The following is a 12,979-nucleotide window of genomic DNA, read 5'->3' as shown; positions in this document are numbered from 1 at the left end:
AAAACACCGGGCCATTAAGTGTGTAAACCGCGAGCAAGGATTTGCTACTGGCCCGGTGGGTTAAACTAATTCGATTTGTTTATCAACAAATTTAATGATTTCTGCCACTTGTGAAGGGTGAAACCAGTTTATTTCTTTATCGCGCCTGAACCACGATAGCTGGCGCTTGGCATAGCGACGCGAATTGCGTTTGATTAGCTCAATGGCTTTATCGGCATCGTACTCGCCATCCCAATGGGCAAATATTTCTTTATAACCAACCGTATTGAGTGAGTTGCTTTCCTTAAGGTGATAAAAGGCTTTGGCTTCCTCAAACAGGCCATCTTCAATCATCATGTCCACCCGTTGATTGATGCGTGAGTATAGTTCGTCACGATCCATGTCCAGGCCAATTTTTATGATGTTAAAGGGGCGCTTTCGGCTCGAATTGGTGCGTAGTGAGCTATAGGGCTGACCGGTCATCAGGCAAACTTCAACCGCATGCATCACTCGCTTGTGGTTCTTTAAATCCACCTGATCGTAAAATACCGGGTCCAGCATTTTTAGCTGTCTTCTGATGGCCTCCAGTCCTTCGTTGTTATATAAGTCCATCACCTCCTGGCGCAGTTCCGGATCGATGGTGGGCAGCTCATCAATACCTTTACATACCGCATCAACATACATCATAGAACCGCCTGTCATTAACACCTGTGGATGCGATTGAAACAGATTGTCCAATAATTTAAGTACATCCTGTTCGAACTGGTAGGCATTGTAATAGTCGTTGACTGAATGGGTGGCCACCATGTGGTGTTTTACCCGTTTGAGTTGCTCTTCGGTAGGAGCGGCAGTGCCTATCTTAAGTTCTTTAAATATTTGCCGACTGTCCGATGAAATTATTTCTGTATTCAGGTGCTCGGCCAGCTGTAGACATAGTTCTGTTTTGCCAATGCCAGTTGGCCCAATTAAAACAATAAGAGAATGTGTCATGGCAGGTTTAGTATTGATCGGCCAGATCGTCCAGATTCAGATCGGTGTCCAGATCATCTAATTCATTAAATTTCATTGAGTCGAGTGTACCATCAAATTCGTCATCAAACTGGTCAATAGCCGGCTTGGAAATGTCTTCACTGAAATCGCTGATTTTAATTTGTTCAGGCGCTTCACCCTCCAGTCGGTAGCTGTTTGGTTGTTCAAGTTGACCTTTGGCTGTTTGTATCACTTCAATAAAAAAGGCTCTCTCAGAGAAGAAATCAAAGACATACAGCATGCGTTGACCTTCTTCAAACAGATGATCGGCCAGCAGCGTGTCCTGCATGACCTTTATATTATCCGAGTCGTCATCGGCCATATCAAACAAGGTAATTTCAGTTTCCTTATTCCATTGGCTGTCAGTTATGACAAAAGAAGCCATCTGTGTGGCGTCATAATTTAATGTGTTCTGAATAAATGAATGTAAATCGGCAAATGACATACTATCATCTATGGCCATCTCATTCACAAAATTATCGACCTCACTCGATAATATCCTCAGATATATAATCATCGTGCTTGTTTTTGGTTGTTGGAGTCCGATCTGCAAAAGTATTAAAAATAACGTTTACCTGATGCATTTTGTTATCCATTTGGTTTAAACATTGCTCAACGATGATTTGTTACTTAAGCGATGAAATTAATCTTATTAATTATGAAGCAAATGATTTATGTTATTATCGGATTAATAGTTGGTGCACTGGTAATGCTTTTTATTGTAAGAAGCCTCGCACCTAAAATGATGCTGGTAGAAAGCCAAAGCATGTATTCTTTTGAGGAAACACTGGAGCGCCTGCAGGCGGCTGTTGATGAAAAAGGCTGGAAAACACCTCATGTTCATGATTTGCAAGCTACTATGGCTAAATTTAACTATGATGTTAATAAAGTCAAGGTAATGGAAGTGTGTAAGCCTGATATAGCTCAGCTAATATTGTCGAAAGATGATGAACGTATTGCCTCAACCTTGATGCCATGCCGAATTTCGGTGTATGAAAAGAGTGATGGAAATGTTTATGTTTCGCGGCTGAATAGTGTTAAGATGGGCGGTTTGTTTGGCGGCATCATTAAGCAGGCAATGGATGTGGCTGGTAATGAGAGTGAGCAGATTATTCAATCCGTTGTAGTTCAGTAATAATTAAATCAACCTAATAATTTAAAGATACCTAATGCAGAAGTTAGCAGTACTTGTTTTGGCCATTCTGTTTGTGGCCTGTAATTCTTCGTCCAATAAAAAGGAGCAAAGTCAAGAAGTGAAAGCTGTTGAAAAAACACAGCACCCCGGAGAAATTCAATATAAGCGTCATTGTTTATCGTGCCATCAAAAGAATGCTGGCGGTATACCTGGTATGTATCCGCCGCTGGCAGATAACAAAGTGGTATCGGGCGAAAAGGAGCCATTAATCAATATAGTGCTTCATGGTTTAAGTGGAGAGATTGAGGTAAATGGCGAAAAATACAATGGAGTGATGGCCAGTTATAAAAATTTGTCAGATAAGGATATTGCAGATGTTTTGAATTATTTACGCTCTGGCTTTGGTAATTCAGGCGAGGCTATAACGCCAGCCGAAGTTAAAAGTCTGCGGTAGTTGAGCTTGATATTATTTACCTATTTTTACAAGCTGAACAGTCAAAACATACCATAAATGAATAATCACAAAAAGGGATTTATTACCCGCTCGTTGCATGCCCGGTTTCCTAAGGGTGATGCCTACAATGCATTGCATATGCCTGTATACGATGGTGTTGCCTATGAATTTGACTCGGCTGAGGATATTGCCGAAACGTTTGCAGGGAAAAAGTTTGCCCATGCTTATTCGCGTACTTCCAATCCAACGGTGGAGTATTTTGAGCAGAAAATGAAGGCGGTTACAGATGCAGATGCTGTTGTAGCACTTGCATCGGGTATGGCTGCTATCTCTAATGTTTTGCTCAGTCTTGTTGAAAGTGGAGGAAATATTGTAGCATCCAATCAGTTGTTTGGTCATTCGTATGCTTTACTAAAGCAAACATTGCCGGCTCTGGGTATTGAAGTTCGCTTTGTGAATATGACTAACCTGGAAGCAGTCCAGCAAGCCACTGATGATAAAACCAGGGCTTATTTCTTTGAGACCATCACGAATCCTCAGTTGGAGATAGTTGATTTGAAGCAACTAAGTGAGCTGGCTAAGGCCAATAATGTTGTGGTAGTGTGTGATAGCACCATCACACCTCCATATGTATTTAACTCAAAATCATTTGGAGTTGATGTGGAGGTGATGTCTACTACCAAGTTCATATCGGGTGGAGCAGCTGCATTTGGTGGAGTAGTTCTTGATAACGGCACTTTTGATTATTCATCATTGCCGGCGCTGAAGCAATGGTCCGGCAAATTTGGAAAGGATGCTTTAGTAGCCCGAATACGTAAGGAGATATTCAGGCATTTGGGTGGTACGATGACAGCTCATACAGCTCATTTTATGAATTTGGGGCTCGACATCATGCCTTTGCGAGTTGATCGTTGCGTAGATAATTGCAAGCAGCTGGCAGCCTTTTTTGAGGCTCATCATGGCATTGTGTCGTATAACTATCCGGGAGTTGCAGGCAATAGAGGTTATGATTTAGCCCAAACACAGTTTGGAGGCAAGCCAGGTGCTGTTATGACCTTTGATTTAGAATCAAAAGAAGCTTGTTTCCAGTTATATAATCGCTTAAAGGTGATGCGCCGGGCAACTAATCTTAACGATAATAAAACATTAATCATTCATCCGGAGTCCACCATATATGCCGAGTTTTCTGATGAAGAAAAGAAGGCTATGGATATCCGGCCAACCATGATGCGTTTATCCGTGGGCATTGAAGAAGTTCAGGATTTGATCGCTGATTTTACACAAGCTTTGTAAATTTGCATCATGTATAAAATTCATCATCTGATTGGGGGCTTATTGTTGTGCTTGAGCTGGCCTGTATTGGCTCAGGAAGACGCTCAGGCTGATTCAACTAATAGAACCTTTGTAGAGCAGGCTGCCGTGCTGGTAGAGGATATGATTGATATGGTAACTGTTGAGCGTGGTCGTTCCACTCTATCTTTCTATCCAATGGCGGGCTATTCACCCCGTACCGGTTTTGAAATAGGAGTAATGCCGGTGTGGCGCATTAAACCCCGTCATACAGATGAATGTCGTTTTTATCGCCCAACTACATTTGCACCATCTATAAAGGTTTCAACCAAGGGAATGTATGAGGTGGAGCTCGATGCACTGGCTTTTACTGCCAATCGCTGGATGTTTATTTCAAAGTTTCAGTACCTTTATTTGCCCGATGAGTTTTATGGTATTGGCAACCAAACCAAGCAACCTCCGTTTTCGAGATACGACATCAATCGTTTCGCATTTAATTCAAATATTCTTAAGGGTATCAATGAGAGTTTATTTTTGGGGATTAGGTTGGATGTTAACTACGACAGATACTCAAATTTTGAAGGCGATCTCCTGAATCCGTCCGTTCTTGGTTACGAAGGGGGATGGGTCAATGGTATCGGCCCGGGTATGGCTTTCGATAATCGCGATGATCAACTGTATCCTACGAAAGGTTGGTTTGTAATTTTTACGGCCACCGCATACGATAACTTTACCGGTAGCGATTATAGTTTTGTGTCAGGGAATCTTGATGTACGTAAATTCTGTTCAATCAATGGGGATAAATCTATCCTTGGCTTTCAGGCCGTTGTCAACTCTACTTCAGGCGATGTGCCTTTTTATAAATTATCTTCCATTGGCGGAAAGCGCATGTTGAGAGGAATTGCTCACCCCTACCGTTATGTCGATAAACACTCTTGGTTTACCCAGGCAGAGTGGCGTCAGCATATCTGGTGGCGATTAGGTGGTGTTGTGTTCTCTGGTGTGGGTAAAGTGTCTCCTGAATTCATGCGGCGTCCACTGGCCGATTTACACGTTGTTGGTGGTGCCGGGCTTCGTTTTAGGGTATTGCCAAAAGAAGGACTCAACTTCAGAATGGACTTTGGTATGACTAATAAAGGTGATAATGGCGTCTATTTCACTATTCGTGAAGCTTTCTAAAGTGTGTACTGCATATATTCCTGAATACCTATAAAATAAGTAGGAATACCAGGTTTTCCATAGCTTTTTTCTTTCTTGCTAATTGCCACATATACAGCCTTTAATGTTAAATCCTATTAAATAAATAGGATAAAAAAGTATTTTATTTCTTGGAGTTGCTAATAAACTGATTCATATTTGCTAACAGAAAAAGCAAAATTGTAGGATATGTTTCCAAAGAAAGTACATTATGGCTTACGTTTTTTATTGACCTTATCGGGTCTGGCAGAAGGTACTCACCTTGGAGTAGCTGAAATTGCCGAACGCGAACAGTTGTCGGTGAAATTTTTGGAGGCCATTGCTGTCACCTTACGAAAGGAAGGTATTGTGGATGTGCGACGCGGCGCAGGTGGAGGTTATAGTTTGGCGCGGCCTTTAAAAGAGATAACGCTTTACCAGATTGTATTGGCTTTGGATGAGAAACTGGATAAAGAAATATCAACAGAAGGGCATAATACTGAGAAAGCGGTAGGACGGTTTTTGGTAAGTGTGCGTAACGATTATGGACGCCTGTTACGACGTGTTACTTTGGAGAAGCTGAAGAACTACTATGCTGAAGAGAATGAAAGAATAATGTATTATATATAAAAATTAAACCGTAGAAACCATGAGTAAGATTGCAAAGAATGTTACCGAATTAATTGGTAAAACCCCTCTTGTAAAAGTTAACAGATTAGCTAATGGCGCCAGTGCTGAAGTAGTAGCCAAATTGGAGTATTTTAATCCGGCCAGTTCAGTAAAGGATCGCATCGCCTATGCCATGGTCAGTGATGCCGAACAAAAGGGATTGCTGGATGCTGAAACAGTAATTGTGGAGCCCACCAGTGGTAATACCGGAGTTGGATTAGCTTTTGTAGCTGCAGTTAAAGGCTATCGCTTGATTTTAACCATGCCTGAAAGTATGAGTATTGAGCGTCGTAAGCTGCTTATTAAGTTTGGTGCCGAGTTAGTGCTTACTCCGGCAGAAAAAGGCATGAAAGGTGCGATTGAGCGGGCTGATGAAATTGCCGCTGAGTTACCGAAGGCTTTTATTCCGCAACAGTTTAATAATGCAGCTAACCCGGCTATACACCGGTGCACAACTGCCGAAGAAATTTGGGAAGATACCGATGGTAAAGTCGATATTTTTGTAGCGGGCATAGGAACAGGTGGTACGATTACCGGTGTAGGTGAGATTCTTAAGGAACGTAATCCAAATGTAAAGATCGTAGCTGTTGAACCTGAGGCTTCTCCGATACTATCAGGAGGTCAGCCAGGACCACATAAGATTCAGGGTATTGGTGCCGGTTTTGTGCCTAATGTGTTAAATACCGATGTATTTGATGAGGTGGTGAAGGTAAGCAATGATGATGCCATTGAAACAGCACACAAAGCAGCCAAGAAAGAAGGCATACTATGTGGTTATTCTTCAGGAGCAGCATTATTTGCAGCTATTAGCGTGGCGCAACGCCCTGAGAATACCGGTAAGCGCATTGTAGTGGTGTTGCCTGATACCGGGGAGCGCTACCTGAGCAGCTTCAACATCGACTAAAGAACTTCGGAATAACTTGAGATATTAAATGGATGTAATCCGTGTGGTGGTGATAATTCACTGCACGGGCCAGCATTCAACAGCCTAAATTTTCAGAGTGATGCTACAGTATAAGAGTTTGCTTTCCAGCTTACCTTGCCGAATGCCCGGCCGGGCTTAATATCATTCTTCAGGCCGGAATAGTTTTTCGGTTACCTCATAAATAATTAATAGTGTTTTTATAGGCAGCGGATTGCTGCAATTGGTTGTATTACAATAAATACGATTTAGGATGTCACAGCATATAATAACCGGTGTTTTATCGGAATCATTACTGGGAGAAGCCAATCACCTGGTGAATAAACTCTCAAAGGAACAGTTGCTTTGGTTAGGTGGATACCTGTCGGGCATTGGGTTAAACGGACAGCAGGATACTGCGGTTGCATACCAGCAGGAGGTTACTAATGGAACAGGAATAAAGGACAATCAAACATCAACCGCAAACCTTAAGGTGCTGGTAGGTTCACATTCGGGCAATGGTAAGTTAATTGCCAGGCAGCTGGCAGAGAAGGCTAAAAGCAATGGGCTGCAACTGGAAGTGAGTAGTATGGGTGATTTTCGTCCAAAGCATCTGCAAAAAGAAGACAATGTAATTTTTATTGTTTCCACCCATGGGGAAGGAGAGCCGCCGGTTGAAGCAGCCGACTTGCATAAATTTCTCGGTGGTAAGCGGGTGGGCAATATCTCGCAGCTGAACTATGCTGTTGTAGCATTGGGCGATAGCAGTTATCAGTTCTTCTGTCAGACAGGTGTGGATTTTCATAATCGGTTAAAAGCCCATGGTGCCAATGCCTTAAGTGAACCTTTACTCCTGGATGTTGACTTTAAGGATCAACTCGATAATTTGCCCGATACTGTTTTGGCACTTTTCGGCAATTTAAAAAGTTCTTCCTCAGATACAGGTATCTCAGCTGTAGGTGCACATACTATTTCAGACGGTTTAGTGGAGGCTGAACTGATTGATAAGGTGCTGCTGAACGGACGTGGTTCCAATAAGGAAACCTATCATATAGAGCTCGATATTGAAGGAACAGGCTTAAGCTACCAACCCGGTGATGCGCTGGAAGTGTATGCCGTAAATGATGATGAACTGGTGCAGCAGCTCCTCACAAGACTTAATTACTCAGGAGATGAGCCCGTCGAACATAAAGGGACAACCTATACGATTAGCGAGCTTTTGAAGTTCCATAAGGAGATCACAGTCGTTACAATTCCTGTGTTAAAGAAATTGTCAGCTTTTGTAAAAGAGCCGGACTTGAACCGTTTATTAGATAAGCGAGATGAGTTGGATAGCTTCCTGTATGGTAGTGATTTACTGGATGTTTTGTCCGACTTTAGCTTATCTGTTCAACCGCAGGAGTTGGCTGATACCTTACGGACCTTGCCACCCAGGGCTTATTCCATCGCTTCCTCACAGGCCGAAGTGGGCGACGAAGTGCATCTCACGGTTGGTGCTGTCCGCTACGAGAAGAACGAACGCCCTCACCAGGGGGTGTGTTCAACCTTTCTAATTGATCAACTGGAAGAAGGTGCCAAAGTAGCGGTGCAGATTAAATCCAATGAAGGTTTCCGTCTGCCAACCAATGAAACGGATATCATACTGATAGGTGCCGGAACAGGCATCGCACCCTACCGGGCTTTTTTGCAGGAGCGGGAAGCTGCTGAAGCGATCGGTAAAAACTGGCTCTTCTTTGGTGACCAGCATTTCGAAACAGATTTCTTATACCAGGCTGAGTGGCTGAAATATCGTCAAAAAGGCTTGTTGTCAAAAGTTGATGTAGCTTTTTCACGCGATCAACAAGAGAAAGTTTACGTGCAGCACCGAATAAAAGCCCAAGCCGACGAAGTTTATGAATGGCTGCAGAATGGGGCAACCATTTATGTGTGTGGCGATCGTAAGACTTTGGCCAGAGATGTACAACAGGCTTTTATTGAAATACTGCAGGAGCAAGAGAATATCTCTTTTGAGCAGGCTCAAGAGCGCCTGTTGCAACTGAAAAAAGAAGGTCGTTATCAGGAAGATGTTTACTAACCAACCAAAAATAAACGCATGACATTGAAGCAAAACAATCTGCCTCAGCCACAGGCCTGGAAGCCTTCTGAGGTGGAGACCATAAAAACCAATAGTAATTATTTGCGCGGAACACTTGAGCAAAGCCTCAACGATGCCATTACGGGTGCCATTGCTCCTGATGACACCCAGCTGATAAAATTTCATGGGAGCTATCAGCAAACCGATCGGGATTTGGATGAGGAGCGCAAGAATCAGAAGTTAGAGCTGCTCTACAGTTTTATGATTCGCGCCAGGGTGCCGGCCGGTATTGCCACTGCAGCTCAATGGCTGGCAATGGATGAGCTGGCTGATAAATATGGCAATGGCACGATGAAACTAACAACACGTCAGGCCTTTCAGTTGCATGGAATTGTGAAGAAGAACCTGCGGCAAACCATGCAGGGGATTAATGAGGCGTTGTTGGATAGTATAGCCGCCTGTGGTGATGTCAACCGTAATGTGATGAGTACCTCCAATGAAGGCTTGTCGCCTGTGGTAGGTGAACTGGCCGGGTTCGCAAAAACAATTAGTGAGCATTTGTTGCCTAAAACAACGGCCTACCACGAAATATGGTTGAACAAGGAGCTAATTACCGGCGGGCAGCAGGATGAGGAGCCTATCTATGGCAAAACGTACCTGCCGCGAAAATTTAAAATTGCTATTGCTGTGCCTCCTTACAACGATACGGATGTGTTTGCCAATGATATTGGATTAATTGCTATTGTTAAAGACAATCAGTTACTCGGCTACAATGTAGCAGTAGGAGGAGGTATGGGCAAAACCTATGGCATGGCCGAAACCTATCCTCGCCTAGCCGATGTGATTGGTTTTGTGCCAAAAGACAAAGCACTTAAGGTAGTGGAGGAAATAGTGAAAGTGCAGCGCGATTTCGGGAACAGGGAGAATCGTAAGCTGGCTCGTCTTAAATATACGCTCGACCGGATTGGTTCAGAGGCCTTTGTGGAATTGTTGCAAGTGCGATTGGGATTTGAGTTAGAGGAATCTAAACCTTATGTATTTGAGTCTAATGGTGACGTGTTTGGGTGGAAAAAAGCGGCTGATGGCACATGGTTTTTAGGGCTGCACATTGAGCATGGACGTATTAAAGATACGGATGCTTTGCAATTGAAGCAGGCTTTGAAAGAGGTGGCGCAGCTTGGAGTGTGTGACTTTCGTTTGACTGGTAATCAGGGTTTAGTGCTGGGTAACGTTATTACACGGAATAAGCTGAAGATACAGGAAATATTAGGGCGTTATGCCGCAGGTGATGCACAAGAACTATCCGGATTGCGAAAGCATGCCATTGCCTGTGTGGCTCTTAATACTTGTACTATGGCCTTCGCTGAAGCAGAACGCTACCTGCCTTCCCTGGTGACTAAGCTGGAGTCGTTGTTGGAAAAGTTTGGTTTGTCAAATGAAGATATTCTCATACGAATGACGGGCTGTCCCAACGGGTGCGGACGTCCATTCCTTGGTGAGATAGGCCTGGTGGGACGTGCCATGGGTAAGTATAACCTTTACCTGGGAGCTGGTTTTGCAGGCGAACGTCTGAATACCTTGTATAAGGAGATGGTATCGGAAGCAGATATACTGCAATTACTGGAGCCTTTATTTGAAAGATATGCTGGTGAGCGAACAGAGAAAGAGCGATTTGGTGATTTTCTGGTTCGCACAGGTGTAATTAAGGCCTCACAGCAAGTTCAAACCATCAAATAAGTAACCATGAAAGACAAACGATACCGAAGCATCATCAAAACTATATCGTGGCGGGTGACAGGTACCATCGACACCTTTTTGGTCTCGTGGCTGGTTACAGGACGTATTGGTCTGGCAGCCTCCATCAGCATGGTGGAGGTGTTTACCAAGCTCTTGCTCTATTACCTGCACGAACGACTCTGGAACCGCATAAAAATAGGGCAGGAGAAGATTGAACCAGACTATCAGATTTAAAATACAGATGTATGAATTTTTTACCCATTAGTATCAATATCGAAGACGAGACCATCCTGATAATCGGTGGGGGAAAAGTGGCCATTCATAAAATTGAATCACTGGAGCGCTTTACTCATCGAATCAAGATCATTGCCAAAGAGGTGGTGCCCGAAATTCGTCAGCGCAGCTTTATTGAGATTGTTGAAAAAGAATATGAGCCGGGCGACCTGGATGGCCATCTTCTAGTGTATGCAGCTACCAATGACAGTGTTCTGAACAGCCGGATTCGGGAAGATGGCAAAGCCAGACGTTCCATTGTTAATGTGGTAGATAAGCCCGCGAATTGTGACTTTGTTTCGCCTGCCATTTATAAACAGGATAATATGACCGTAGCAGTAAGCTCCAATGGTGAGAACGTGTTTGCCGCCATTCACTGGCGCAATCAGATTCGTGATTTGGCGCAAAGTAATCAGATTGGTACCTCGAAAACCAAGAAAATTTTTCGACAGGAGTTTCAGGCTGCCAGTCAAAAGTCTTAACTATTAAAAAGTAACATGATGCAAATACAGGTTCAGGTTTTAGCACCCGTTTTCAATTATATATATCACCAGCTAAATGCGGTGTTGCCCAAGGGGACAGAGTTGATAGTGAGTAGCCATCGGTATGAGAATCGATTGGATACGCAACAGATGATGACTATGCTGATGAAAGGTGTTGACTGTATCGTTGTGTCAACTGATAAGGTACATTATCCCATTCATGAAGAGGTGCGTGTTGTTGCTGTATTGAATAATGAGGCCGATGTGCTCAATCCGCTTCTGTTACTTGGTTTGAATCAGGAGAAGGCACAATTATTCTCACAGCTGGAGGGCGACTTACGCTTGCGTTATGGGCGTGTGGCTATCGCTGGTTTTGGCCCCGGAAACCCGGAGTTGCTCACCATCAAAACTCAACGTTTAATTGAGGAGGCTGATATTATTTTTCATGATGATTTGCTGGACGATGCCTACCTAAGCGCATACAAAGCTGAGAAAGTATATGTGGGGAAGCGAAAGGGAAAGCACAGTGCCCACCAGGAGACCATTAATGAACTTCTGTTTAAGGCAGTTCTGGAAGGAAAAAAGGTGTTGCGCCTGAAGGGGGGTGATCCCTTAATTTTTGGAAGAGGAGGTGAGGAGCATCACTATTTAAGGCAGCGTCTGGTGGATGCAGAAATTGTTCCCGGCATAACATCGGCTTTGGCTGCAGCGGCTGATGCGGTTGTGCCGCTCACATCGCGTGGGACCAGTACCTCAGTGGCTTTTACACTCGGTCATGATGCGCTGTATAACCAGCTGCCTAAGGCCGATACACTGGTTTTTTATATGGGCGCCTCTCAACAGAAGCCATGGGCAAGGCGATTGGTCAAAGAAGGATGGCCTGGCAGTACACCTGTTGTTAGTGTACGAAATGCTTCATTACCCGATAAGGAAATTCGACGTTACACCCTTGACGAGTTATTGACCAGCGAAACTGTATTGCCTGCACCGGCATTATTGCTTGTTGGACAATCGGCTGGTCAGAATGGTTATTTACCGGCAAAAAAGTGGTTGTACACTGGTCTGGATCTGAAGTATTTTAAGGAAGAAGGAAGGGTAGTACATAATCCTTTGACAGAATTACAACCATTAGCTTTGGATGAGAAATCAACTCGTTTGCTTCAGAATATAAACGCTTTTGACCGAATCGTGTTTGCATCGCCCTATGCAGTGCATCATTTTATACAAGCAATCTTCTCGCTCGGGTTAGATACCAGAGTTTTATACAGGAATGAGTTAACGTCTATTGGAGCTTCAACGTCTGAGGCACTGTTGCAGTATGGATTGAACGTAAAGCCAGCTTCGGGAGGCAACTCATGGCAAGGTATTATAGAAGCTTTGAAAGAAGCTAAGGTCAGTAATGAGTCGGTATTATTGCCATGCTCCGATAAGGGGCTGGCTAAATTGCCAAAGGCCATTGAAGGTATTGGGAGTCATCCATATGAGTTAAAGCTTTACAGGAGTGTTTTGCCCAGTAAGGCGGTTCGGCATAATCTGGGAGATTTTTATGGGGTGGTATTTACCTCACCTGCTTCAGTACATCACTTTTTTCAGTTGTATGGTACTATTCCAGCAGAGCTGGTTTTACGGGTCAGAGGTAATTATACTCAAAAAGTACTAGAAGAATACGTCAGGCAGTTGAGTATATCAAACCAAGTGTTGGTTTGTAAGGATGCTTCTGAGGTGGAAGTCTGATTTGTGAGTTTAATTGATTTCATAGAAAGGCATAAAAAAAGCGGAG

The 12,979-nt window shown here is 43.6% G+C and carries 13 protein-coding genes; 11 read left to right on the top strand and 2 right to left on the bottom strand.

The features are described from left to right. Positions 1-60: 60 nt before the first annotated feature. Together miaA and KDU71_RS01600 are read right to left on the bottom strand one after the other, a co-directional pair. A complete protein-coding gene (gene miaA, locus KDU71_RS01605; RefSeq protein ID WP_212188143.1) occupies positions 61-969 on the bottom strand; it encodes a tRNA (adenosine(37)-N6)-dimethylallyltransferase MiaA in 909 nt (302 codons plus the stop codon). A 7-nt stretch (positions 970-976) separates the two neighbouring features. Continuing rightward, positions 977-1,525 carry an IS1096 element passenger TnpR family protein gene (locus tag KDU71_RS01600; protein ID WP_212188142.1) on the bottom strand — a complete coding sequence of 183 codons (549 nt, stop codon included), beginning with the start codon at positions 1,523-1,525 and terminating at the stop codon, positions 977-979. A gap of 141 nt (positions 1,526-1,666) precedes the next feature. Between KDU71_RS01600 and KDU71_RS01595 the strand changes: the two genes are divergently transcribed. The 11 genes from KDU71_RS01595 (at position 1,667) to cobA (ending at position 12,933) form a co-directional block, all read left to right on the top strand. Then, a complete protein-coding gene (locus tag KDU71_RS01595) occupies positions 1,667-2,143 on the top strand; it encodes a DUF302 domain-containing protein (RefSeq protein ID WP_212188141.1) in 477 nt (158 codons plus the stop codon). Between the two features lie 34 nt (positions 2,144-2,177). Continuing rightward, entirely contained in the window at positions 2,178-2,597 is a 420-nt protein-coding gene (locus KDU71_RS01590) for a c-type cytochrome (protein WP_212188140.1), read from the top strand. A gap of 57 nt (positions 2,598-2,654) precedes the next feature. Next, positions 2,655-3,890 (top strand): aminotransferase class V-fold PLP-dependent enzyme, encoded by a 1,236-nt coding sequence (locus KDU71_RS01585; protein WP_212188139.1) that lies wholly within the window; start codon positions 2,655-2,657, stop codon positions 3,888-3,890. 9 nt (positions 3,891-3,899) lie between these two features. Then, positions 3,900-5,066, top strand: coding sequence for a BamA/TamA family outer membrane protein (locus tag KDU71_RS01580; protein ID WP_212188138.1), 1,167 nt, complete (start codon positions 3,900-3,902; stop codon positions 5,064-5,066). A 207-nt stretch (positions 5,067-5,273) separates the two neighbouring features. After that, complete coding sequence (locus KDU71_RS01575) at positions 5,274-5,693, top strand: RrF2 family transcriptional regulator (protein ID WP_212188137.1); 420 nt, start codon at positions 5,274-5,276, stop codon at positions 5,691-5,693. A gap of 19 nt (positions 5,694-5,712) precedes the next feature. Beyond that, entirely contained in the window at positions 5,713-6,636 is a 924-nt protein-coding gene (gene cysK, locus KDU71_RS01570; protein WP_212188136.1) for a cysteine synthase A, read from the top strand. Positions 6,637-6,907: 271 nt separating this feature from the next. Then, positions 6,908-8,707 (top strand): diflavin oxidoreductase, encoded by a 1,800-nt coding sequence (locus tag KDU71_RS01565; protein ID WP_212188135.1) that lies wholly within the window; start codon positions 6,908-6,910, stop codon positions 8,705-8,707. A gap of 18 nt (positions 8,708-8,725) precedes the next feature. Beyond that, positions 8,726-10,444 (top strand): NADPH-dependent assimilatory sulfite reductase hemoprotein subunit, encoded by a 1,719-nt coding sequence (locus KDU71_RS01560; RefSeq protein WP_212188134.1) that lies wholly within the window; start codon positions 8,726-8,728, stop codon positions 10,442-10,444. Positions 10,445-10,450: 6 nt separating this feature from the next. Further along, complete coding sequence (locus KDU71_RS01555; RefSeq protein WP_212188133.1) at positions 10,451-10,678, top strand: DUF2061 domain-containing protein; 228 nt, start codon at positions 10,451-10,453, stop codon at positions 10,676-10,678. Positions 10,679-10,689: 11 nt separating this feature from the next. Continuing rightward, positions 10,690-11,199 carry a precorrin-2 dehydrogenase/sirohydrochlorin ferrochelatase family protein gene (locus tag KDU71_RS01550; RefSeq protein WP_212188132.1) on the top strand — a complete coding sequence of 170 codons (510 nt, stop codon included), beginning with the start codon at positions 10,690-10,692 and terminating at the stop codon, positions 11,197-11,199. Between the two features lie 15 nt (positions 11,200-11,214). Then, positions 11,215-12,933 carry a uroporphyrinogen-III C-methyltransferase gene (cobA, locus tag KDU71_RS01545; protein WP_212188131.1) on the top strand — a complete coding sequence of 573 codons (1,719 nt, stop codon included), beginning with the start codon at positions 11,215-11,217 and terminating at the stop codon, positions 12,931-12,933. Positions 12,934-12,979: the final 46 nt, after the last annotated feature.

This window comes from Carboxylicivirga sediminis (genome assembly GCF_018156225.1).
Classification (GTDB): domain Bacteria; phylum Bacteroidota; class Bacteroidia; order Bacteroidales; family Marinilabiliaceae; genus Carboxylicivirga; species Carboxylicivirga sediminis.
This window is presented reverse-complemented; position numbering and strand designations above follow the sequence as displayed.

Excerpts from the sequence above, each read along its gene's own strand:
- miaA (WP_212188143.1), bottom strand. The coding sequence starts at position 969 with ATGACACATTCTCTTATTGTTTTAATTGGGCCAACTGGCATTGGCAAA.
- cobA (WP_212188131.1), top strand. The coding sequence starts at position 11,215 with ATGATGCAAATACAGGTTCAGGTTTTAGCACCCGTTTTCAATTATATA.
- KDU71_RS01550 (WP_212188132.1), top strand. The coding sequence starts at position 10,690 with ATGAATTTTTTACCCATTAGTATCAATATCGAAGACGAGACCATCCTG.
- KDU71_RS01565 (WP_212188135.1), top strand. The coding sequence starts at position 6,908 with ATGTCACAGCATATAATAACCGGTGTTTTATCGGAATCATTACTGGGA.
- KDU71_RS01590 (WP_212188140.1), top strand. The coding sequence starts at position 2,178 with ATGCAGAAGTTAGCAGTACTTGTTTTGGCCATTCTGTTTGTGGCCTGT.
- KDU71_RS01555 (WP_212188133.1), top strand. The coding sequence starts at position 10,451 with ATGAAAGACAAACGATACCGAAGCATCATCAAAACTATATCGTGGCGG.
- KDU71_RS01600 (WP_212188142.1), bottom strand. The coding sequence starts at position 1,525 with ATGATTATATATCTGAGGATATTATCGAGTGAGGTCGATAATTTTGTG.
- KDU71_RS01585 (WP_212188139.1), top strand. The coding sequence starts at position 2,655 with ATGAATAATCACAAAAAGGGATTTATTACCCGCTCGTTGCATGCCCGG.
- KDU71_RS01560 (WP_212188134.1), top strand. The coding sequence starts at position 8,726 with ATGACATTGAAGCAAAACAATCTGCCTCAGCCACAGGCCTGGAAGCCT.
- cysK (WP_212188136.1), top strand. The coding sequence starts at position 5,713 with ATGAGTAAGATTGCAAAGAATGTTACCGAATTAATTGGTAAAACCCCT.
- KDU71_RS01595 (WP_212188141.1), top strand. The coding sequence starts at position 1,667 with ATGAAGCAAATGATTTATGTTATTATCGGATTAATAGTTGGTGCACTG.
- KDU71_RS01575 (WP_212188137.1), top strand. The coding sequence starts at position 5,274 with ATGTTTCCAAAGAAAGTACATTATGGCTTACGTTTTTTATTGACCTTA.
- KDU71_RS01580 (WP_212188138.1), top strand. The coding sequence starts at position 3,900 with ATGTATAAAATTCATCATCTGATTGGGGGCTTATTGTTGTGCTTGAGC.